Origin of the sequence: Mesorhizobium sp. C264A (assembly GCF_040324515.1) — a bacterium.
GTDB lineage: Bacteria > Pseudomonadota > Alphaproteobacteria > Rhizobiales > Rhizobiaceae > Mesorhizobium.
This window is the reverse complement of sequence record NZ_JAMYVY010000002.1, coordinates 804885-825180: the sequence shown is the minus strand read 5'-3', so window position 1 is coordinate 825180 and position 20296 is coordinate 804885. Positions and strand designations below refer to the sequence as shown.

The window sequence follows — 20296 nt, the reverse complement described above, 5'->3', positions numbered from 1 at the left end:
ATGGCCGTCGCGACCGGAAAGTCCTTTGCCAGCCGCTTCGGCGTCCACATCGCCGTGCTCGTCTTCGTCGCCATCTGGACCGTGCCGACGCTCGGCATCCTGGTCTCGTCGCTGCGCGACAAGGACCAGATCATCGCCTCGGGCTGGTGGAACTCGTTCTCCAGCTCCAGCCAGACTGAAGCCGGCCGCCTGCCGCCGGCCTCGGCGCAGGTCGAGAAGGACGGCAAGTTCGTGCTTGCCGGCAATATCTTCGGCGACGGTGCTGCGCGCAACATCAGCGCCTTCGGCGTCAAGTCGGCGGCACCGACGCAATATCCGGCCGGCACCACTGCCGATCTCGGCGACGGCGTGACCTTGCAGCTCAATGCCGACGGAACGTTCGTCATGAGTTCGCCCAAGGCTTTCGAAGGCGACCGTGGCCAGCGCGTCTATTACGCCTCGTCGGCGCCACCGAAATTCACCACCGACAATTACCAGACCGTGCTGTTTTCGGAGGGCATCGGCCGCTCGTTCATAAACTCGCTGACCGTCACCATCCCGGCGACGGTCATCCCGATCCTGATCGCCGCCTTCGCCGCCTATGCATTGGCGTGGATGCGTTTTCCCGGCCGCGCCTTGCTGATCGCCACAATCATCGGCCTGCTGGTCGTGCCGCTGCAGATGTCCTTGATCCCGCTTTTGAAGATCTACAACGGCGTCGGCATCTTCTTCGGTGTGCCGTCGAAAACCTATCTCGGCATCTGGCTGGCGCATACCGGCTTCGGCCTGCCCTTCGCCATCTATCTCCTGCGCAGCTATATTGCCGGCCTGCCGCGCGAGATCATGGAATCGGCGCGCATAGATGGCGCCAGCGATTTCGAAATCTTCGTCAAGATCGTGCTGCCGCTGTCCTTCCCGGTGCTGGCGTCCTTTGCAATCTTCCAGTTCCTGTGGGTGTGGAACGATTTGTTGGTGGCAATGGTTTTCCTCGGTACCGAAGGGGACCAGATCGTGCTGACCGCGAAGCTCAACGCGCTGCTCGGCTCGCGCGGCGGCGACTGGGAAATCCTGACGACATCGGCCTTCGTCACCATTATCGTGCCGCTGATCGTGTTCTTCTCGCTGCAGCGCTATTTCGTCCGCGGGCTGCTGGCCGGCTCGGTCAAAGGAGGTTGAGACTTATGCAAGCCGCTTTGAAGGCGACCTCGAAGCCCGATCTCGCCGTCGATCGCGACTGGTGGCGGGGCGCGGTGATCTACCAGATCTATCCGCGCTCCTATCAGGACTCCAATGGCGACGGCATCGGCGACCTCAAGGGCATCATCCGCAGGCTGCCCTACATCGCCTCGCTCGGCGTCGACGCCATCTGGATTTCGCCCTTCTTCAAGTCGCCGATGAAGGATTTCGGCTACGACGTCTCGGACTATTGCGACGTCGACCCGATGTTCGGGACGCTCGCCGATTTCGACGCGCTGGTTGCGGAAGCCCATCACCTCGGCCTCAAGGTGATGATCGACGAGGTGCTGTCGCACACCGCCGACAACCATCCATGGTTCAAGGAGAGCCGCGCCAGCCGTAGCAATCCCAAGGCCGACTGGTATGTCTGGGCCGACGCCAGGCCGGACGGCACGCCGCCCAACAACTGGCTGTCGATCTTCGGCGGCTCGGCCTGGCAGTGGGACACCAGCCGCCAGCAATATTATCTGCATAATTTCCTGTCCGAGCAGCCGGACCTCAACTTCCACAATCTGGAAGTCCAGGACGCGCTGCTCGACGTCACCCGCTTCTGGCTGGAGCGCGGCGTCGACGGCTTCCGCCTCGACACCATCAATTTCTACTTCCACAGCCAGGGGCTGGAGAACAATCCGCCGCTGCCGCCCGAAGAGCGCAACGACCAAACAGCACCTGCGGTCAATCCCTACAACTACCAGGACCATATCTACGACAAGAGCCGGCCGGAAAACCTTGCCTTCCTCGAACGGTTCCGGGCGCTGCTCGACGAATATCCGGCGGCCGCCGCGGTCGGCGAAGTCGGCGATTCGCAGCGTGGGCTGGAAGTGGTCGCCGCCTACACCGCCGGCGGCAAACGCGTCCACATGTGCTATTCCTTCGATTTCCTGGCGCCGGAAAAGATCAGCGCCGCCAAGGTGCGCCAGGTGCTGGAAGCCTTCGGCAAGGTCGCCAGCGACGGCTGGTCGTGCTGGGCCTTTTCCAACCACGACGTGATGCGTCCGGCCTCGCGCTGGGCCGCCGACGAGGCCGACCCGGCCGCCTATCTGAAGGTTATCTCGGCGCTGCTGATGTCGCTGCGCGGTTCGGTCTGCCTCTATCAGGGAGAGGAGCTTGGGCTGGGCGAAGCCGAGTTGCAGTTCGAGGATCTGCAGGACCCCTACGGCATTCGCTTCTGGCCCGAATTCAAGGGCCGCGACGGCTGCCGCACGCCGATGGTGTGGGATGCAACCGCCAGCAATGCCGGCTTTTCGACGGCCAAGCCCTGGCTGCCGGTGCCGGGCAAGCACTTGTCGCAAGCGGTCAATGTTCAGCAGGGCGACGCGGCCTCGCTGCTCGAGCACTACCGGCGCTTTCTCGGTTTCCGCCGCCAGCATCCGGCCCTGGCCAAAGGCGACATCGAGTTCATCGAAAGCGAGGGCGACACCGTCGCCTTCACCCGCCGTGAGGGCAATGAGCAGATCGTCTGCGTCTTCAATCTGGCCAGCAAGCCGGCCGAGGTCGATCTCGGTGGTCAGGCGCTGCTGCCATTGGCCGGGCACGGTTTTTCGGGACAATCCGGCACAGGTTCCATCCGCCTCGGCGGCTACGGCGCCTGGTTCGGGCGCATCGACTGAGTTTTTGACGAAACTGGATTTTTTGAGGAAATCCAGGTTCTCTAGGGAAATCACTGGGAGGAAATTATGGCCGATGTCACGCTGAGACAGGTGAAGAAATCATACGGCAATCTGCACATTCTCCACGGCATCGACCTCGACATAAAGTCGGGCGAGTTCATCGTCTTCGTCGGCCCGTCGGGTTGCGGCAAGTCGACCTTGCTGCGGTCCATCGCCGGGCTTGAGGAGATCACCTCCGGCGAGCTGAAGATCGCCGGCGAGGTGGTGAACGACGTGCCGCCTTCCAAGCGCGGCATTGCCATGGTGTTCCAGTCCTATGCGCTCTATCCGCACATGACCGTCTACGACAACATGGCCTTCTCGATGAAGATCGGCAAGGAAAGCAAGGCCGAGATCGACAAGCGGGTGCGGCAGGCCGCCGAAATCCTGCAGCTGACCAAATATCTCGACCGCCTGCCCAAGGCGATGTCGGGCGGCCAGCGCCAGCGTGTCGCCATCGGTCGCGCCATCGTGCGCAATCCGAAAGTGTTCCTGTTCGACGAGCCGCTGTCGAATCTCGACGCGGCGCTGCGCGTCGCGACCCGCATCGAGATCGCCAAGCTCAAGGAATCGATGCCTGCCACGACCATGATCTACGTCACCCACGATCAGGTCGAAGCGATGACGCTCGCCGACCGCATCGTCGTGCTGAAGGATGGCCATATCGAGCAGGTCGGCACGCCGATGGACCTCTACAAGAAGCCCGGCAATCTGTTCGTTGCCCAGTTCATCGGCTCGCCGGCCATGAACATCCTGCCGGCGACAATCGACAGGACGGGCAACCCGACAATCGTCAGCCATGTCGGCGGTCGCAAGGCAACGGTGCCGATCGCAACGCCGGCGTCAGCAAAGGGTGCGGCAGTCAGCTTCGGCGTGCGGCCGGAGGATCTGTCGGCCGCCACCGGCGCGGAATATCTTTTCGAGGGCGTGGTAGACTATGTCGAGCAACTCGGCGAGGTGCAGCTTGTCTATGTCGATATCGGCCGCGCTGACCTGCCGTTGGTGACCAAGCTGCCCGGCAATGTCGAGGTCAAGCGCGGGGCAAAGCTGCGACTGACCGCGGATGCCGGGGACCTGCACATCTTCGACGCCGATGGGCACTCCTTCTCGCTCAAGCCGGTGGAAGTGAAGGCGGCTTGAGATAGCTGCGTCGTACAGGCATGAAAAAGAGCGGCGGGCCAGGCCCGCCGCTCTTTTTTTAAGCTTCGGCTGTTAGTTGTTGCCGAACCGATCCCTGTCGCTGCTCTGAGGAACGAACTTCTGTTGGTCGTTCGACGAGTTCAGCAGCTTGTAGACCGCCGAGTTGGTGCCGGTCGACGAAGTGCGGGTGGTGTCGACGGCAGCGGCCGGCTGGTTGGCGCCATTGGAGCCATAATTGTCGCTGCCGGCAAAGGCAGCGCTCGAAATAGCCAGAACGGCTGCGGTGGCAAGAACGATCTTCTTCATTTTAGTCTCCTGAATTTTTCTGATGCCGCCAGCTGCAGCGGATAAGCCCGCCACGTGCTGGAAACCGGCTTTTAGCGGCCGAAAAGGTTACGGTCGGCACCGTGGGCAGGCGCCTGCTCGGCTGGAGCCGACTTCTCAACCGAAGCCGTATGGCCACTATCGGTCGACGTAATCGCAGGCTGGTTGGCGCCGTCCGAACCGTAGTTGTCGCTGCCGGCGAAAGCGCTGCCGGAGATGGCCAAAACGGCGGCGGCAGCAAGGATGATCTTTTTCATTTCAATACTCCTGAATTTTTTGGGATCCCGAGAGCGACGGGTTAGCCGCCCTTCTTTGGTCGGGATCAGCGATTGCCGTAGAGGTCGCGGTCGGCGCCCTGAACGACAGGCTGCTTGTCAGCGTGCGCCGGCTTCTGAATGGAAGCCGTATACGAGCTGTCGACCGAGACGGCTGGCTGGTTCGCACCATTGGAACCGTAATTGTCGCTACCGGCGAAGGCGCTGCCGGTGATCGCCAAAACGGCTGCGGCAGTGAGGATGATCTTTTTCATTTTTAGTACTCCAGTTTGTCTGTCCGTCTAGCGGCGTGTCTTGGGAGGAATTCGCGTCGTTCGGACAGCCCCGATGTGGGAAAGCCATAGGCTGGTTTCCAATCACGAAGTTGTTCCGTGTGGACCACGGTCCTGCACCTTGAAATTGTGCCAGGAAGTTCCTCTATGGTCATTTATCGCATTGTTTTCAGTTGCTTATGTCGAACCGAGTGGTTCGCTCCGGTGTCGGTTTCCGGGCCGTCGTTCACACCGTCCTGCACGCATTGTCAACAGAAACGAACCGTTCGGTTCGATTAGAGATTGCTAATAGTAACTTTTCGATACCGTTGAGCCCTTTTTGCCCCCGATCGGAACTGGATCCGCAGCGATTCGAAACGGCGATGATAGCGCCGCAAGACAGGATCTCAGCCCTTCGGTGGTCGGCGGGGCGTATGCCGCGCGTGTCGCGCCGCATGGATATGATGTCGCTTTCATGCCGACGTCGCGATCGCTGCCGTGATTAGATGATCGCATCTCAGGTGCCGCTTCGTGACGACGCAGCGGAGAATTGGGAAGCCGGTCAGAATCCGGCGCTGCCCCCGCAACGGTGGTGGAGTTGAAGTCGCAACGGGAGACCACTGGGCAGCAGCCTGGGAAGGTGTCGCGATGGTCCGCAAGGACAACTCCAGAGCCCGGAAACCAGCCCGAGATGCATAGACTCGACTGATCGCGGTGGGCGGTCAAGAGGTGGATAGTGCATGTCCGGCGCCGCGCCGGCCTGCGTCCGATCCTTCCTCCATCACCACCAAGTTCAGTCCTTAAACCACGAGGACAGAACTATGGATACGCGCAACGACATGCTGAGGCTCCTGAACGGCCGCAAGCAAGGCTTTTCGCTGGAACAGCCCTTCTACACCGACCCGGACTATTTCAAGCTCGACATGGAGCTTATCTGGTATCGCGACTGGCTGTTCATCGGCCATGATTGCGAACTGCCGAAGCCCGGCAGCTATATCACCGTGCAGATCGGCGATTATCCGGTGGTGCTGGTCCGCGACCAGAAGGGCAACATCAACGCCTTTCACAATTCCTGCCGCCATCGCGGCAGCCGTGTCTGCAACACTGAGAAGGGCATGGCGGCAAAGCTTGTCTGCCCCTATCACCAGTGGACCTACGAGCTTGACGGCCGGCTGCTGTTTGCCCGCCAGATGGCCGACGGTTTCCACAAGAGCCAGTTCGGCCTGAAGCCCGTCGCCTGCGAGAGCGTCGGCGGCTACATCTTCATCTGCCTGGCGAAAGAACCTGCCGACTTTGCGCCGATGCGCGCCATGATAGAGCCCTACCTCAAGCCGCACCGGCTGAATGAAGCCAAGGTCGCCTTCGAGAGCACCATCATCGAGAAGGGCAACTGGAAGCTGGTCTGGGAAAACAACCGCGAATGCTATCACTGCGCCGGCAATCATCCGGAGCTGTGCAAGACATTCCCCGAAGCGCCGACGGTGACCGGCGTGCAGGGCGCCGACAGTGACCCGGAGATGCTCGCGCACTGGGCGAAATGCGAGGCGGCGGGCCTGCCGAGCAAGTTCCGCATCGATCCGGCCGGGCAATACCGCGCCACCCGCGCGCCGCTGCTGCGCGATGCCGTCAGCTACACGATGTCGGGAAAGCGCGCGGTGACGAAGAACCTGTCCGACACTGTTGCCGCCGACCGCATCGGCACCTTGATGCACTACCACTATCCGACGACCTGGAACCACATCCTGATCGACCATGCGGTCACCTTCCGGGTGCTGCCGATCAGCGCCACCGAAACCGCGGTGACGACCAAGTGGCTGGTGCACAAGGATGCGGTCGAGGGGGTCGACTACAACCTTGAGGAGCTCACCCATGTCTGGACCGAGACCAACGACCAGGACCGCCGCATCGTCGAGGAAAACGCCTTCGGCATCCTGTCTCCGGCCTATGAGCCCGGCCCCTACTCGGAGCTGCACGAGGGCGGCGTGATCCAGTTCGTCGAATGGTACGCGGCCTTCATCGGCCCGCGCCTTGCCGAAGGCGGCCGGCCGGCGCTACGCAGCGTCGCGTGAGCTGGAGCAGGCGAAGAGGGACCAGAGGATGAATGCGATGACGGATCTTGGGCTCTATCGCCATCTCGACCAGATGGCGCCGTGGAACGATAGGCTGCAGGTGCTGGAAGTGATCGGCGTCAGCGACGAGGCGCCCGACGTCAAGACCTTCACCTTCCGCTCCGACAACCAGACCTGGTTCCGCTACAAGCCGGGCCAGTTCCTGACGCTGGAACTGCCGACACCGGACGGGCCGCTGATGCGCACCTACACGCTGTCGTCGTCGCCATCGCGGCCGTTTTCGATCGCGGTGACGATCAAGGCGCAGGCCGGCAGCATCGGCACGCGCTGGATGTTCGACCATCTGGTGCCCGGTTCGCATGTCAAGGCCTACGGACCGGCCGGCGACTTCTCGTTGCACAGCCACCCGGCGGCCAAATACCTGTTCATTTCCGCCGGCTCCGGCGTGACGCCGATGATGTCGATGCTGCGCTGGCTGAACGACTGCGCGCCATGGACCGATGTCGGTTTCGTCAACTGCGCGCGGCGTGCCGAAGAGATCATCTTCCGCAAGGAACTCGAACTGCTCGGCGGCCATATGCCCGGCCTGTCGCTCGGCTTCATGATCGAGGAACGTTCCAGCCGCGAAGGCTGGTACGGCCATATGGGCCGCATCGATGCGATCCGGCTGCCCTTGCTGGCTCCGGACTTCCGCGAGCGCGAAATCTTCTGCTGCGGCCCCGATCCGTTCATGCGCGCCGTGCGCGGCATGCTGGATGCCGCCGGCTTCGACATGACGAAATACCATCAGGAGAGCTTTGCCGCGCCTGTGGTGGAGGAAATTCCGGCGCCGTTTGCCTCCCCGGTCGAGGACGGCATCGCTGCACCTGTCGAAGCCGTGACGCCGATCCGCTTCTCGCTTTCGGAGGTCGACGCCGGCTGCGTCGCCGGCCAGACCGTGCTGCAGACCGCGCGCAGCTCGGGCGTGCGGATTCCCGCCGCCTGCGAGTTCGGCCTGTGCGGCACCTGCAAGGTGAAGAAGGTCTCCGGCGAAGTCGAGATGAGCCACAATGGCGGCATCCTCGACCACGAGATCGATGACGGTTTTATCCTTGCCTGCTGCTCGAAACCATTGTCGGCGCTCGAAATCGAGGCTTGAGCCGGTCGACTTCGCCGCAACGGTCGCCGACGCAGGCGTTGTATTCGCGGGTCTTTGTCTTGCCAACCAACGGCCAAGTGATTTAGACGCACTTAGGAAGGGCTTGGCAGACCGTGAAGCCGGCGCATCCCTTCAGGGCGCATGGGACGGGGGACACAGCGATGCAACAGCGGGTCTACGCGGTCGCAAGCAAGGACATCGTTTTCGAATCATTCGATGGCGAAGCCGTCGTTCTCGATCTTTCGAACGGCAAGTATTTCGGCTTTTCCGATTCCGGCAGCCGGGTCTGGCAGGCTTTGTCGTCCGGCGTCGCCACTGAAGCGCTGGTCGGAGCTGCCGCGGGCGCCGCAAAAATAAGCCTGGCCGACCTCGAAAGCTTCGTTGCCCGACTGCTCGATTTCGGGTTGCTTGCGCCAGCCGAAACACCGGCACAACCGCTTTCGGGCGAGCTGTCGTCTGCGCTTGCTGCCAGCAATGAGCCGCTCAAGGTCGATGTCCATGACGACCTTGCCGATCTCATCATTGTCGACCCGATCCATGAGGTCGAGGAACCTCTCGGCTGGCCGGCGGTGAAACAGGCATAATCGTTTCCCTAAAGCGCGTCGCGTTTGAACGGACTCAGGCGACGCGGTTTAGATCTTTGATTTTATGCATGTCGTCGTCTCAAAACCGGGGCCACCCCGAGCGACATGCATCAGGCGACCCGGCGCAATTCTGGACGCTGAACAACCAACACATGCCTTTGATCACGCTGCAAACCCTGCCGGATTATGCCCGCCATGTGCTGGCGGCCGCGGAAAGCGCCGCCGCCTTCTATCCCGTTGCCGCCAGCGTGCGGTTGCCGGGACTGGACCTGAGTGTCCACCTCGACCATGGCACGCTGGCGGAAGCCATGAGCCATGCCTTCATACCGGCCCCGGAAAATCCGTCTGCATCTGACGGCTGCCGCATTTTCGTCGCCCACCCGGCCATCGATGGCGTCCCCGCCCCGGCCACCTGGGGCCGAGGCGATTACAACCATCATGCCTTTGCCAACCGGCTGGAAGAGGCCGGATTGCGCGGCAGCTACTATCATGACCTCGACTTCTGGCAGTTCCATGATCCGCAACGCCATGTCGGGGCGCAGCTGATGATGTCGGCCGACGCCTTTCCGCCATGGGAACAGGCGGCGCCGCTGCGCGCCTTCCTGCATTGGGAATATGCGGCGCGCGGCATGCGGCTTACCCATGCCGGCACGCTGGGCATCGATGGCAAGGGCGTGTTGCTGGCGGGCTCCGGGGGAGCCGGAAAATCGGGAACAGTCGTCGCCGGCCTGCTCAATGGGCTCGATAGCGTCGGCGACGACTATGTGCTGATCGACCGGACCGAGGGCGTGACGGCCTATCCGCTGTTTGCCACGCTCAAGCAGGATCCGGAGGGCTTCAAGCGGCTGAAGCTGGAGGGTCGGCTAAAGTCGTACCAACCGCTGAACTGGCAAGGCAAGCATGCCTTTCGCATCGACGAGATCGCGCCTCGACCACCTCCTGCAAGTCTGGACATTATTGCTTTGATAGTGCCCCATATCAGGGGAGGTGCGAGAAGCTCGGTCATGCCCATATCGCGCAAGGATGCCATGATCGCCTTGGCCCCGTCAGGAATCGTGCAGATGCCGGGCGAGCGGGAAGCGGGCTTTCGCTTTTTCAGCGAGCTTACCCGCGATCTGCCATGCTACCGGCTGTCGCTGGGGACCGAGCCGCGCGAGATCGCCGGCACGATTGCGGATTTCGTCCTTCGGGGCGCTGCATGAAGTTGAGCATCATTGTGCCGGTGTACAATCGGGAGATCTATGTCGTTTCGACGTTGCGGTCCCTGCTCAGGCAACGCGACGATGCCGATCTCGATATCATCGTTGTCGACGACGGCTCGACGGACAGCTCCGTTGAAGCAGTCCGCGCCATCATGCGGGAAGCGTCGTGCATCCGCCTGTTCCAGCAGGCAAACCAGGGCGTGGCCAACGCGCGCAACACAGGGCTGAGGCAGTTGCTGCCGCAAACCGAACTGGTGTCGTTCCTGGATTCGGACGACGTCTCGCCGGCTGGACGATTCAAGGCTGGCCTACCCCTGTTCGCGGCCGACCCTGCGCTCGAGCTGACCTACTCGCTGATGACGCGCGTCGATCTCATGGACGACGAAACCCTGCAGCCGGCACGGGGCGGCGCAGGTCCCACCGTGCGCGGCGTCAGCCTTAGCGCCGGGATACTCCGCAGGGCACTCATCGACCGTACAGGTGCTTTCGACGAGGAGTTCCGGCAGGGCGAAGACGCCGACTATCTGCTGCGCATTTTCGAAACCAGCCCAAAGCACATTTTTCCCGACACCGTCGCGGTATACTACCGGCGCCACCCCGGCAATTTGACCAAGCAAAGGGATGTGGCGGTGCGCGAATATCTGCGTGTGATTCAGAAATCCTTGCGGCGGCGCAAGGCCGATCCGTCGCGGCGCCCGGTCGAGGGGCTTTTCGAGATCAAGCGCCCGGCAGAGTGGTGAAAGAATGAATAGATCACAGCCTGGAATGCGTGCGTGAAGCTGAGCGTGATCATGCCGGTCTACAACCGCGAACGCCATGTCGGCTCGGCGCTGCGCTCGCTGCTGAGGCAGCGCGATGCCGCCGATCTCGACATCATCGTTATCGATGACGGTTCGACCGACAGTTCGGTGGCGGTCGTGCGCTCGCTGATCGCGGAGGCGCCGTGCATTCGCCTTTTCCAGCAGCAGAATGCCGGGGTGACGCGGGCACGCAACGCGGGCTTGCGGCAATTGCTGCCGCAGACCGGGCTGGTATCGTTTCTCGATTCCGACGACATTTCCCCGCCGGGCCGCTTCAAGGCGGATCTGACCTGTTTCGACGCAGACCCCACCCTCGAGCTCACCTATTCGCGCATGACGCTGGTCGACGACATAGATGACGATACGCTGGAGCCGACAGCCGACAGCCACTCGATGACGGTTCGCGGCATTCACCTGTCTCCCGCTATCTTCGTCCGGCGGTTGGTCGAACGCATCGGCAGCTTCGACGAGGATTTCCACCAGGCCGAGGACACCGACTATCTGCTGCGCACTTTCGAAAGCGGTCCGAAATTCACGATGCCCGACACTGTTGCGCTCTATTACCGGCGCCATCCCGGCAACATGACCAGGCAGGCCGATGTTCCTTTTCGCGAATTCATGCGCGCCGTCTACAAGTCGATGAAACGGCGCGAGGCCGACCGCTCCTTGCACCCTGTCGACGGCATCTTCGATTTCAAGGAACTTGCGAATTGGCGTTTCCTGTGATGGCCAGCTACGGCGTCGTCATTCCGGCCTTCAACGCGACCGCCACCATCGCCGAGACGCTGCGATCGGTCGCGGCCCAGACGGTCCAGCCCGACGCCATAATCGTCGTCGATGACGGCTCGACCGACGATACGGTCGCGGTGGTCAATGCGCTGGGCATGCCGGTGCAGGTGTTGCGCCAGGACAATGCCGGACCAGGCAGCGCCACCACCAGGGGCATCGCCGCGCTGGCGACGCCCTTCGTCGCCACGCTCGATGCGGACGATCTGTGGCTGCCGACCAAGATCGAAAGGCAGCTGGAGCATTTCGAGCGGTTTCCCGCGACGGCAGGAGTCTTTGCCCACTGGCGGACGTTTCGCGATGACAAGCCCGATGTGCAACAGGACGTGGCCGTGGCGGGCTGGTCGCGCACGACGATGATGATCCGCCGGGAGGTAGCCGAGGCCGTCGGTCCGATCATCGACCCGCAAGGCGGTCGCGGCGACATGGTCGACTGGATCGCCCGTGTCCGCGAGGCGGGCTTTGCGCTTGCCATGCTCGACGATGTCCTAACCTTGCGCCGCATCCGGCCCGACAGCATGTCCTATGGACGCGACCCCGTGCGCGACCGCGGTTATGTCGAAGTCGTAAGGCTGGCCATGCAAAGGCGAGCAGCGAAAAAGGCGAGCGCCGACTGATGACCAATGCCATGCGCCGTATCGGCCGTCGGTTTCCGGACTATGGTTGGTCATGGCCCACTGGCGGCCTCGACCAGTTGCTGAAGGCCGCATTGCTCCCCGATGAAGAGGCGGCCGGGGCCTATGCGGCGCGCTGGCTCGACGAGAACGATATCGACCATGCTGCTTTCCGCGAGCATCGGCTGCTGGCCGCGATCTCCGACAGGTTCGGCCGCAAGCTCGCTGGGCATCCGGCCTATCCACGTCTTGTCGGCCTGCAAAAGATGCTGTGGACCAAATCGCGACTGGCTGCGCGCGAGGCCGAGCCGGCGCTACAGGCCATGATCGACGCCGGCTGCGCGGTGATGCTTATCAAAGGCGCCAGCCGCATCGCCGTCAACGCGTCGGCGCAGCGCGGCCGGGTGGCGCATGACATCGACATACTGGTGCGCTCGCAGGCCATGATTGCCGCCTTCGATGTGCTTAGCGAACGCGACTGGCAGATCGCCACCGGCGTCAGTCCGCAATATCTGCGCACCAGGCTGGCGTCCTTGCGTTCGATGAATTTTTTCAAGGGCAGTTTCGGCGACATCGACCTGCACCAGCTCGCTTATGACGGGTCGCAGCAAAGCGCGGAAGATGATCTGGCGATCTGGCAGCGGGCGCTGTCAGCCGATTTCAATGGCGTCCGCGTGCTTGTGCCCTCTCCGGCCGACCGCATGGCGCTCGCCATCGCACATGGCGGCCTCGATGCCCACACCCACAGCGACTGGCTGGTTGACTGTGCGGTCGCCATCGAGAGTGGCGCAGTCGATTGGGGCGTGTTCGGCGACATCGTCGCCAAGCGGGGCCTCGCCGTCGCCGCGGCGGTGGCGCTCTCCTATCTCTGCCTGGAGATCGGCATTGCGGTGCCGGAGGCCGAACTTGCAAAGACGATTGAGTTGGCCGACCGCGCCGGCCTGTCGCGCTGGTCCTCGGTGCTGCAGGCCAAGCCGCGTACCGATTTCGGCGGCCTCGTTTGGCTGTCGCGCGGCTTTGCCAAGCAGTTGCGCCTCAAACGCAAAAAGGGCCGCCTGCAGCAGCCGACGCCCGCCGTCTGGCGCGGCAGGCCGACATTGCGCAAGGCAAGAGCGACGTCGGCGCCGTTTGCACTTTCCCAGCCCCTGCCGCGTCCGGACAGGACTGGAGCGATGGTGCTGGACGTCACCGTCAGGATCGTCGTTCCACCAATCCGGCGCCGCATTGAGATGGAAATCAATGCCGGCGGCGGCCATGTCGCCCGCCTGCGTTCCATGGTGATCAGCCGCGCCGGCGGCGGACGTGTGCTGCGCTTTCGCGGCAAGGTAACGGTGGACGACACCGGCCGGCCTCTGGTGATCGAGGCACGGCCATCGCGCCAGTTCCGCAACTGGGACAATGAGGCCGAAGTCGCCGCCTATGGCGCGCTGCCGTTCCAATTGCTGTCGGCAAGGTTTTCACCCACCTGAGAGCGGGTGGCTGTTTCCATGAAACGGTGAACCACTGTGGCCCTCTCAGACGCCATAGCGCTCGGTGCGGATGATTTCCGCTGATATGCCGGCGTCGATCAGCGCCTGGGCAGCCGCCGAGACGAAGGCGTTCGACCCGCAGACGAAGGCGAGCGCCGGCGGCCGCGGCAGCCGCGTGAGCGCCTGCATGACCATTGCCGTGTCGATGCGCCTCGAATAGTCGGACGGGCGCCGTACGGCCTCGCGCGTCAGCGTCAGCACCAGCTCGAACCCGTCGCGGCGGTCACCGAGACCGATCAGCTCGTCGCGGAAGATCACCTCGTCCCAGACCCGCACCGAAAACATCAGCGCCACCGGCACCGCCGATTTGCGCAAGGCTCGATGCCGCACCATCGCCATCAGCGGCACCACGCCGGAGCCGCCGCCGACCAGAAGCAGCGGCCCGCCATCCCCATCGGACCAGACGAAATGGCCGCCGAGCGGCCCGCGCAGTTCGATCTCGTCACCGACCGCGGCGACGTCGTGGAAGAAGGGCGAGACTTCACCGTCGTCGAGCTTCTCGATCGCCAGCTCGATCGTGGCGCCGCTCTCCGGCGCCGAGGCGATGGAGTAGGAGCGGCGTGCCTGGTAGCCGTCAGGCGCGGTCAGCCTGACATCGACATGCTGTCCGGCGCGATAGGCGAATGGCCGTGACAGCGCGAAGAAGAAACTGGTAACGCGTGGCGTCCGCTTTTCGATCCGGGTGATTTTCGCCGTCTGCCAGGGAGATTGCGGCGCTTCGCTCATGGATCGCCGCTATAGCGCTGCTCGCGCCACGGGTCGCCATAGATGTGATAGCCGCGCAATTCCCAGAAGCCCGGCTCGTCGCGCTCGGTGAACTGCAGCCCGTTCAGCCATTTAGCCGATTTCCAAAAATAGAGATGCGGCACCAGGAGCCGCGCCGGGCCGCCATGGTCGGCAGTGATTGGCTTGCCTTCATAAAGCAGCGCCACCATCGCCTTCCCCGCGGTGAGATCCTTGGCCGGCACGTTGGTGGTATAGCCGTCATAGCCATGCGCCAGCAGGAAGCCGGTCGGCGCTTCGATGCCGGCATCGGCAAGGATGTCGTCGACCAGCACGCCTTGCCAGGCGGTATCGAACTTGGTCCAGGCGGTAACGCAATGGATGTCGCGCGTCATCTTGGTCAAGGGCAGCGCGTTGAACTCGGCCCAGTTCCACTTCTTGATCGGGCGTGGCCCGTGCTTGAGCGTGAACGACCAGTCCTCGGTGCGCACGCGCGGCGTCGGCCCCGCCGACAGCACCGGAAAGCCCTGTTCGAGATACTGACCGGGCGGAATGCGCGCATCGGTCTCCGTCGGAGGCTTTCGACCGGAGGAAAAACCGCGAGTGACCATTTGACTGTCCGTTTTTAGCAGGCCATTGCCGGCCTGCCGTAATGTTCTCGAAGATGTCGCGGCGGGCAACAGGAATTTTGGCGGGGCCGTGAGGCAGGCCTGCCGATCGTTCAGCGAGCCCGCCGCATCATGACTCAACCGGCGGCGAAGGGTACGGCGACGAAGATTTGCGCGTCGCCCCGGTCGACCAAAAGCAGCACCGACTTCCGGCCCGATCTGCCGGCCTCGGCGATCGCCTGGTTGGCTTGCCGCGCATCCCGCACGGGCGACCGGTCGACGGCGACGATGACGTCGCCCGGCTGCAGGCCGGCATTGGCAGCTGCCTTGTCCGGATTGACGCGCTCGACCACGGCGGCCACGCTGGTTCCAATCCCAATGTCGTCAGAGGCCTCCGGTGCGCCTGAGATAGGCTGTGGCGATCTCGCGCATCCGGTTGCCGTCGAAGCTCGGCCCATGGCCGCCATGGCCGAGGCGAACAGGCAGGTCAAGGAGCCGCTGCATGGTACGGCGATAATCAGGCCGGGAGGAATCCGGCAGGTCGTCGATCAGCGTGGAATCGTAGATGGCGTCGCCGGCAAAGAACAGGCCGTCTGCCTCGTCGAACAAAGCGATCGAATCCGGCGAATGTCCGGGCAGATGCAGGACGCGGAACTGCCGGTCGCCGAGGTCGACGATGTCGCCCTCGTCCAGCGTGCGCGTCAGCGGCGCCGGCGGAATCTTGTAGTCGGCCGCCGTCCAGCCCGGCGCCGGCAATTTCGAAACGGCGCCGTCGAGATTGTTGAACATGTAGGCGTAGGTCACCTGATCGTTCATGGTCTCGAAATGCTCGGCACTGTGCCGCGGCCCGGCGCGCAGCGGAAACTCGTGCAGCGAGCCGACATGGTCGAGATGGATGTGGGTGGCGACAACAATGAGCGGCTTGCCCTCGGGCGTGTCGATCTCAGGCGCCAGCGGGCAGATGCCCATGCCGGTGTCGACCAGCAGGTCGGCGTCGCGTCCCCTGAAATGCCAGATGTTGGCGCGCACGAAATCATGCACGAACGGCTCGGTCAGCATCGTCGTGCGGTCGTCGATGATCGTCTTGCCGAACCAGTCGCCGACAACGCGCTCGCCACCAAAACGGGTGCCGCCAAAACGGCCGCCCATCAGACGAAGGGCTTTCCCACCTTGTATTTTTCCGGCACCAGCCGCTTCAGGTAAGCCATGCCCGCTTCCGACAGCTGGTTGACATCGGGCTTCATGAAATCGTCGGGCATATGGCGCGTCTTGCCGGCGACGTTCTTCAGCGGCACCTTCTTCAGCACGGTTCTCGTGCCGTCATATTGCAGCGCCACCGAGCCACCGCCTTCGCCGGCAACGGCAACCGCGAAGGCGCCGGCGTCGAAAGCCTCCCGCGCGTCGACGGCGCTGATCGCGCCGACATAGCCGCGTGGCATGTAGCCAAGCGCATCGACGCGGGCGCGCTTGCCCGGCAGGCCTTCGGCGAGCGCACGTTCCAGAGCTGACGGCAGGTCGCTGCCCGACAGTTTGACGTTGCCATGCGCGTCGCGCTCGAGCTTGTCCGGCGGCACCAGGCTTTCGACCAGCGCCTTGCCGTCGGCGGTGCTGACTCCTTCGGAGACGGCGACGATGCAACGCTTGTGGCGGTCGAGCGTGGCGCGCACGTCGTCGATGAAACCGGCGGCGGAGAACGGCCGTTCCGGCACGTAGACCAGATGCGGGCCGCTGTCGGGATCGAGCTGCCAGGCTGCAGCCGCCGCGGTGAGGAAGCCGGCATGCCGACCCATTACGATGCCGACATAGATGCCGGGCAATGCGCGGAAATCGAGATCGACGGACAGGAAGGCGCCGGCGACGAATTCGGCCGCCGAGATGAAGCCCGGCGTGTGGTCGTTTTCCTCGAGGTCGTTGTCGATGGTTTTTGGCGCATGGACGAAAGCAATGCTGCCGCCGGCGGCGTCGGTCAGAATCTGCTGCGTGCCCGACGTGTCGTTGCCACCGATGTAGATGAAAGCGTCGGCGCCGGCCTTCTTCAGGCCCTTGAGGATGACCTCGCAATAGGCGGCATCCGGTTTGTCGCGCGTCGAGCCGAGCGCGGCACTCGGCGTGCCGGCGATCAGCCGCAGCCGGTCCTCTGGGATGGCGGAGAGGTCGACATAGTTGCCGTCACGAATGCCGCGCACGCCGTGGAGCGAGCCCAGCACCTTGGCGCCGGGATGGCGCTTGCGGACTTCCAGCGTGGCCCCGACAACCGTCTGGTTGATGACGGCGGTCGGGCCGCCGCCCTGTGCGATGACAAACGTTCCAGCCATGCTCGATCTCTCCCGGCGCTGTGGTTTTCAAGGCACCTTGGCCTAGCTTGCCGCATCGCGCAACGGGAGTTTCCAGCGGCGCCAAACCGCCGCACAGGATCAGACGACCACGACCGGGTTCTTCTTGGAAACGCGGCTGTAGAGGTCGATGATATCCTGGTTGATCAGGCGCACGCAGCCCGACGACATCGCCTGGCCAATGCTCGCCCATTCCGGCGAACCGTGTATGCGGTAGCCGGTGTCCTTGCCGTCCTGGTAGATGTAGAGGGCGCGTGCGCCGAGCGGGTTGGTGAGGCCACCGGGCTGGCCGTTTTGCCATTTCACCAGTTCCGGCTTGCGCTGGATCATCTCCGGCGGCGGCGTCCAGGTCGGCCATTCCTTGCCGTACTGGATGTTGGCGCGGCCGGACCAGCGGAAGCCGTCCTTGCCGATGCCGACGCCGTAGCGGATGGCGTCGCCGCCCTCCTGCACCAGATAGAGCTTTCGCTCCTGCAGATGGACGACAATCGTGCCGGGCGCCTCGCCGGTCTCGTTGACGACGATCTGGCGGCGGAACTCCGGCTTGACCTTCTGATAGGGCACCGCCGGCACTTCGAAGCCGCCATCGTTTAGCGAAGCGTACATGACATCGGGGCCGGTGACGTTCTTGTCGACGCTGATCGCCGGACGGATCGGCCGCACCGAGCCGGTGACCGTGTCATCCAGCTGGAATTGCGGCAGCTCGAGCGTCGAAGTGCTGCAGCCGGCCATGCCGAGCAGCGTCATGGCGCCGGCCCCTGACAGGACGAAGCGGCGGGAATAGAGATGTTCGGTCTCGTTTGCGTCGCCATTTGCTGGCGGCGTCACATTCTGCGGCAACTCACGCATGCACCCAAACCCTACGCTGTCGGCGGGAAACACGGTCCGGCCGGATAGCAGGCAGTTTCGCCAAACATGGTTGAAAAAGGGTGAAGGCCCAACGACCGGCATTAAACTTGTGCCGCCAATAGCCGCAGCGGTCGGGCGAAATGGTCCGCCGTGTATTTTTGGGAGAGGGCTCTTTACATTCCTCCGCACACGAGGATTTATCCTTTTCTTTGCGCTCAAGGAGACAAAGATGTCGTTCGAAAACTGGGCCGCCTTCGCCGCCGCCTCCACCGTTCTGCTCATCATTCCCGGCCCGACCATTCTTCTGGTCGTGTCCTATGCGCTGGGCCAGGGCTGGCGCACCGCCTTGCCGATGTCCGTCGGCGTGGCGCTGGGCGACTTCACCGCCATGACCCTGTCGATGCTGGGCATCGGCGCGCTGCTGGCCGCGTCGGCGACCGTGTTCACCATTCTGAAGCTGATCGGCGCCTGCTATCTGATCTATCTCGGGGTAAAACTATTTCGCGCCAGCGGCGCGCTCAAAGCCGAACCACGCACAGATGCCGTCTCGGCCGCCAAGATGATGGCGCACGCCTGGCTGGTCACCGCACTCAACCCGAAGAGCATCACCTTCTTCGTCGCCTTCCTGCCGCAGTTCCTCAACCGGGAAGCCGATTTCTGGGCACAGATGCTGATCTTCGAAGCGACCTTCCTGGCGCTCGCCTTCGCCAATGCCTTCGGCTACGCGCTGATTGCGGCGCGCGCCCGCAACGTCGTACGCAACCCCAAGGCGATCCGCATCTTCAACCGCACCGGCGGCACGCTGCTGGTCGGCGCCGGGATCGCCACGGTGGCGATGCGCTCGGGCAATTAGGAACTGCGGAGCATCAGGGCCGATATGGCAGTAAGAGATCCATTCGGCCTAATGTTTTCGGGCGCGACCGAGGCCGGGTTTTCACCCTACAGCCAGGCCGTTCATGAATTGCAATGCTTCGTCGGCGACCCGGTCGGCTCCGTTGACCGCGCCATATCGGCGGATCCCGGTTTCGTCATGGCGCATGTCTTCAAGGGTATCTGTTCGGCCTCGCCACCGAACGCGAGGCAATGGCGGTCACCCAGGCATGCCATGCTGCGGCACTGCCGCTTGCCGCGACGCCGCGCGAACAGGCGCATGTGGCGGCCCTTGGCCACCTTGCCGAGGGACGCTGGCATGACGCCGCGCGCCTGCTCGAAGATATCGCCATCGACAACCCGCTCGACGTGGTGGCGTTGCAGGTCGGCCACCAGATCGACTTCTTCACCGGCAATGCCCGCATGCTGCGCGACCGTATCGGCCGCGCGCTACCGTCCTGGCAGAGCGGCATGCCAGGTTATCACGCCATTCTCGGTATGCAGGCCTTCGGTCTCGAGGAGATGGGCGACTATATCAGAGCCGAAAGTTTTGGCCGACAGGCGATCGAGATCGAGCCGCGAGACGGCTGGGCGCAGCACGCGGTCGCCCATGTCATGGAGATGCAGAGCCGGCAACGGGACGGCATCGCCTGGATGCGCGCCAATCCCGAGGCGTGGACCAAAGAGAGCTTCCTGCAGGTGCATAATTGGTGGCATCTGGCGCTGTTCCACTACGATCTCGGCGAGACCGACGAGGTGCTCAAACTCTATGACGGGCCGATCTATGGCGAGCGTTCGACGCTGGCGCTGAACATGGTCGATGCATCCGCGATCCTGTGGCGGCTTTATCTCGGCGGTGTCGATGTCGGCGACCGCTGGGCAGCGCTCGCTGCCAACTGGGCGCCGAAGGCTGGAGCCGGCAATTACGCCTTCAACGATGCGCATGCGATGATGGCATTCGTCGGCGCCGGTCTCGAAGCGCCGGTCAAGATCTTGCTCGAAGCCCAGCACGAGGCGATGCGCGGCAGCGACGACAACGCCGCCTTCACCCGGGATGTCGGCCAGCCACTGACGGAAGGCATCAAGGCATTCGGCGAGGGCAATTACAGCGAAGCGGTGCGCCTGATCCGACCGATCCGCGCCATTGCCCATCGCTTTGGCGGCAGCCACGCCCAGCGCGATGTGATTGATCTCACGCTGATCGAGGCGGCGTTGCGCGCCGGCGACACGGCGCTTGCCTGGGCGTTGACGGCCGAGCGCGCACTGGTCCGGCCGGACAGTCCGCTGTCGGCGCTGTTTTCGCAACGCGCCGCCAATTTGTCAGAGAATTGACCCGC

Annotated in this window: 21 protein-coding genes, 1 pseudogene and 1 riboswitch; of the genes and pseudogenes, 13 read left to right on the top strand and 9 right to left on the bottom strand. The window is 63.4% G+C overall.

Going from position 1 to position 20296, the window contains the following annotated elements:
- From NKL04_RS22965 to NKL04_RS22955, 3 genes are all read left to right on the top strand, one after another.
- Positions 1-1155: a carbohydrate ABC transporter permease gene (locus NKL04_RS22965; RefSeq protein ID WP_023702525.1), complete on the top strand. Its 1155-nt coding sequence runs from the start codon at positions 1-3 to the stop codon at positions 1153-1155.
- A 5-nt stretch (positions 1156-1160) separates the two neighbouring features.
- Entirely contained in the window at positions 1161-2825 is a 1665-nt protein-coding gene (gene bglA / locus NKL04_RS22960; protein WP_031198273.1) for a beta-galactosidase BglA, read from the top strand.
- A 66-nt stretch (positions 2826-2891) separates the two neighbouring features.
- Positions 2892-4004 carry an ABC transporter ATP-binding protein gene (locus tag NKL04_RS22955; RefSeq protein ID WP_023668888.1) on the top strand — a complete coding sequence of 371 codons (1113 nt, stop codon included), beginning with the start codon at positions 2892-2894 and terminating at the stop codon, positions 4002-4004.
- Between the two features lie 72 nt (positions 4005-4076).
- Here the strand turns inward: NKL04_RS22955 and NKL04_RS22950 are convergent, their stop codons facing one another.
- The 3 genes from NKL04_RS22950 to NKL04_RS22940 form a co-directional block, all read right to left on the bottom strand.
- On the bottom strand, positions 4077-4310 hold the full coding sequence (locus tag NKL04_RS22950; RefSeq protein ID WP_023668887.1) for a DUF680 domain-containing protein: 234 nt from the start codon (positions 4308-4310) through the stop codon (positions 4077-4079).
- Between the two features lie 71 nt (positions 4311-4381).
- Positions 4382-4585 carry a DUF680 domain-containing protein gene (locus tag NKL04_RS22945; protein WP_023702524.1) on the bottom strand — a complete coding sequence of 68 codons (204 nt, stop codon included), beginning with the start codon at positions 4583-4585 and terminating at the stop codon, positions 4382-4384.
- Positions 4586-4650: 65 nt separating this feature from the next.
- Entirely contained in the window at positions 4651-4857 is a 207-nt protein-coding gene (locus tag NKL04_RS22940) for a DUF680 domain-containing protein (RefSeq protein WP_023668885.1), read from the bottom strand.
- A 499-nt stretch (positions 4858-5356) separates the two neighbouring features.
- Positions 5357-5558: riboswitch (cobalamin riboswitch) on the top strand.
- Between the two features lie 117 nt (positions 5559-5675).
- Between NKL04_RS22940 and NKL04_RS22935 the strand changes: the two genes are divergently transcribed.
- The 8 genes from NKL04_RS22935 to NKL04_RS22900 all read left to right on the top strand — a co-directional run bounded on the left by NKL04_RS22935 (position 5676) and on the right by NKL04_RS22900 (position 13516).
- Complete coding sequence (locus tag NKL04_RS22935) at positions 5676-6923, top strand: aromatic ring-hydroxylating oxygenase subunit alpha (protein WP_023702523.1); 1248 nt, start codon at positions 5676-5678, stop codon at positions 6921-6923.
- Positions 6924-6960: 37 nt separating this feature from the next.
- The gene (locus tag NKL04_RS22930; protein WP_023690258.1) at positions 6961-8061 is read left to right on the top strand and encodes an FAD-binding oxidoreductase; all 1101 of its coding nucleotides are present in this window, start codon (positions 6961-6963) and stop codon (positions 8059-8061) included.
- 161 nt (positions 8062-8222) lie between these two features.
- A complete protein-coding gene (locus tag NKL04_RS22925) occupies positions 8223-8645 on the top strand; it encodes a PqqD family protein (protein WP_023696905.1) in 423 nt (140 codons plus the stop codon).
- 152 nt (positions 8646-8797) lie between these two features.
- Positions 8798-9847, top strand: coding sequence for a hypothetical protein (locus NKL04_RS22920; RefSeq protein WP_023702522.1), 1050 nt, complete (start codon positions 8798-8800; stop codon positions 9845-9847).
- Positions 9844-10587, top strand: a complete 744-nt coding sequence (locus NKL04_RS22915; protein WP_023668880.1) for a glycosyltransferase family 2 protein — start codon at positions 9844-9846, stop codon at positions 10585-10587. Before NKL04_RS22920 ends, NKL04_RS22915 begins: the two co-directional genes overlap by 4 nt.
- Before the next feature lie 33 nt (positions 10588-10620).
- On the top strand, positions 10621-11373 hold the full coding sequence (locus tag NKL04_RS22910; protein ID WP_023668879.1) for a glycosyltransferase family 2 protein: 753 nt from the start codon (positions 10621-10623) through the stop codon (positions 11371-11373).
- Positions 11358-12050, top strand: a complete 693-nt coding sequence (locus NKL04_RS22905) for a glycosyltransferase family 2 protein (RefSeq protein ID WP_245260052.1) — start codon at positions 11358-11360, stop codon at positions 12048-12050. The genes NKL04_RS22910 and NKL04_RS22905 overlap by 16 nt, the downstream gene beginning before the upstream one ends.
- Positions 12050-13516 carry a nucleotidyltransferase family protein gene (locus NKL04_RS22900; protein ID WP_023702521.1) on the top strand — a complete coding sequence of 489 codons (1467 nt, stop codon included), beginning with the start codon at positions 12050-12052 and terminating at the stop codon, positions 13514-13516. The genes NKL04_RS22905 and NKL04_RS22900 overlap by 1 nt, the downstream gene beginning before the upstream one ends.
- A gap of 45 nt (positions 13517-13561) precedes the next feature.
- On the opposite strand, the gene NKL04_RS22895 is transcribed toward NKL04_RS22900, so the two are convergent.
- The 6 genes from NKL04_RS22895 to NKL04_RS22870 form a co-directional block, all read right to left on the bottom strand.
- The gene (locus tag NKL04_RS22895) at positions 13562-14302 is read right to left on the bottom strand and encodes an FAD-binding oxidoreductase (RefSeq protein ID WP_023702520.1); all 741 of its coding nucleotides are present in this window, start codon (positions 14300-14302) and stop codon (positions 13562-13564) included.
- Positions 14299-14910: a sulfite oxidase-like oxidoreductase gene (locus NKL04_RS22890; protein WP_023684287.1), complete on the bottom strand. Its 612-nt coding sequence runs from the start codon at positions 14908-14910 to the stop codon at positions 14299-14301. The genes NKL04_RS22895 and NKL04_RS22890 overlap by 4 nt, the downstream gene beginning before the upstream one ends.
- Positions 14911-15044: 134 nt before the next feature.
- A complete protein-coding gene (locus tag NKL04_RS22885; RefSeq protein WP_023702519.1) occupies positions 15045-15269 on the bottom strand; it encodes a PDZ domain-containing protein in 225 nt (74 codons plus the stop codon).
- A gap of 22 nt (positions 15270-15291) precedes the next feature.
- The gene (locus NKL04_RS22880; protein WP_031209742.1) at positions 15292-16056 is read right to left on the bottom strand and encodes an MBL fold metallo-hydrolase; all 765 of its coding nucleotides are present in this window, start codon (positions 16054-16056) and stop codon (positions 15292-15294) included.
- Positions 16056-17222, bottom strand: coding sequence for a diphosphate--fructose-6-phosphate 1-phosphotransferase (locus tag NKL04_RS22875; protein WP_023819473.1), 1167 nt, complete (start codon positions 17220-17222; stop codon positions 16056-16058). Before NKL04_RS22875 ends, NKL04_RS22880 begins: the two co-directional genes overlap by 1 nt.
- A 99-nt stretch (positions 17223-17321) precedes the next feature.
- A complete protein-coding gene (locus NKL04_RS22870) occupies positions 17322-18089 on the bottom strand; it encodes a L,D-transpeptidase (RefSeq protein WP_023668871.1) in 768 nt (255 codons plus the stop codon).
- Between the two features lie 229 nt (positions 18090-18318).
- Here NKL04_RS22870 and NKL04_RS22865 point away from each other — a divergent pair, with 229 nt between their 5' ends.
- Both NKL04_RS22865 and NKL04_RS22860 read left to right on the top strand, forming a co-directional pair.
- Entirely contained in the window at positions 18319-18942 is a 624-nt protein-coding gene (locus NKL04_RS22865) for a LysE family translocator (protein WP_023702517.1), read from the top strand.
- A 24-nt stretch (positions 18943-18966) separates the two neighbouring features.
- A pseudogene (locus NKL04_RS22860) lies at positions 18967-20291 on the top strand (tetratricopeptide repeat protein).
- The last annotated feature ends 5 nt before the right edge of the window (positions 20292-20296 follow it).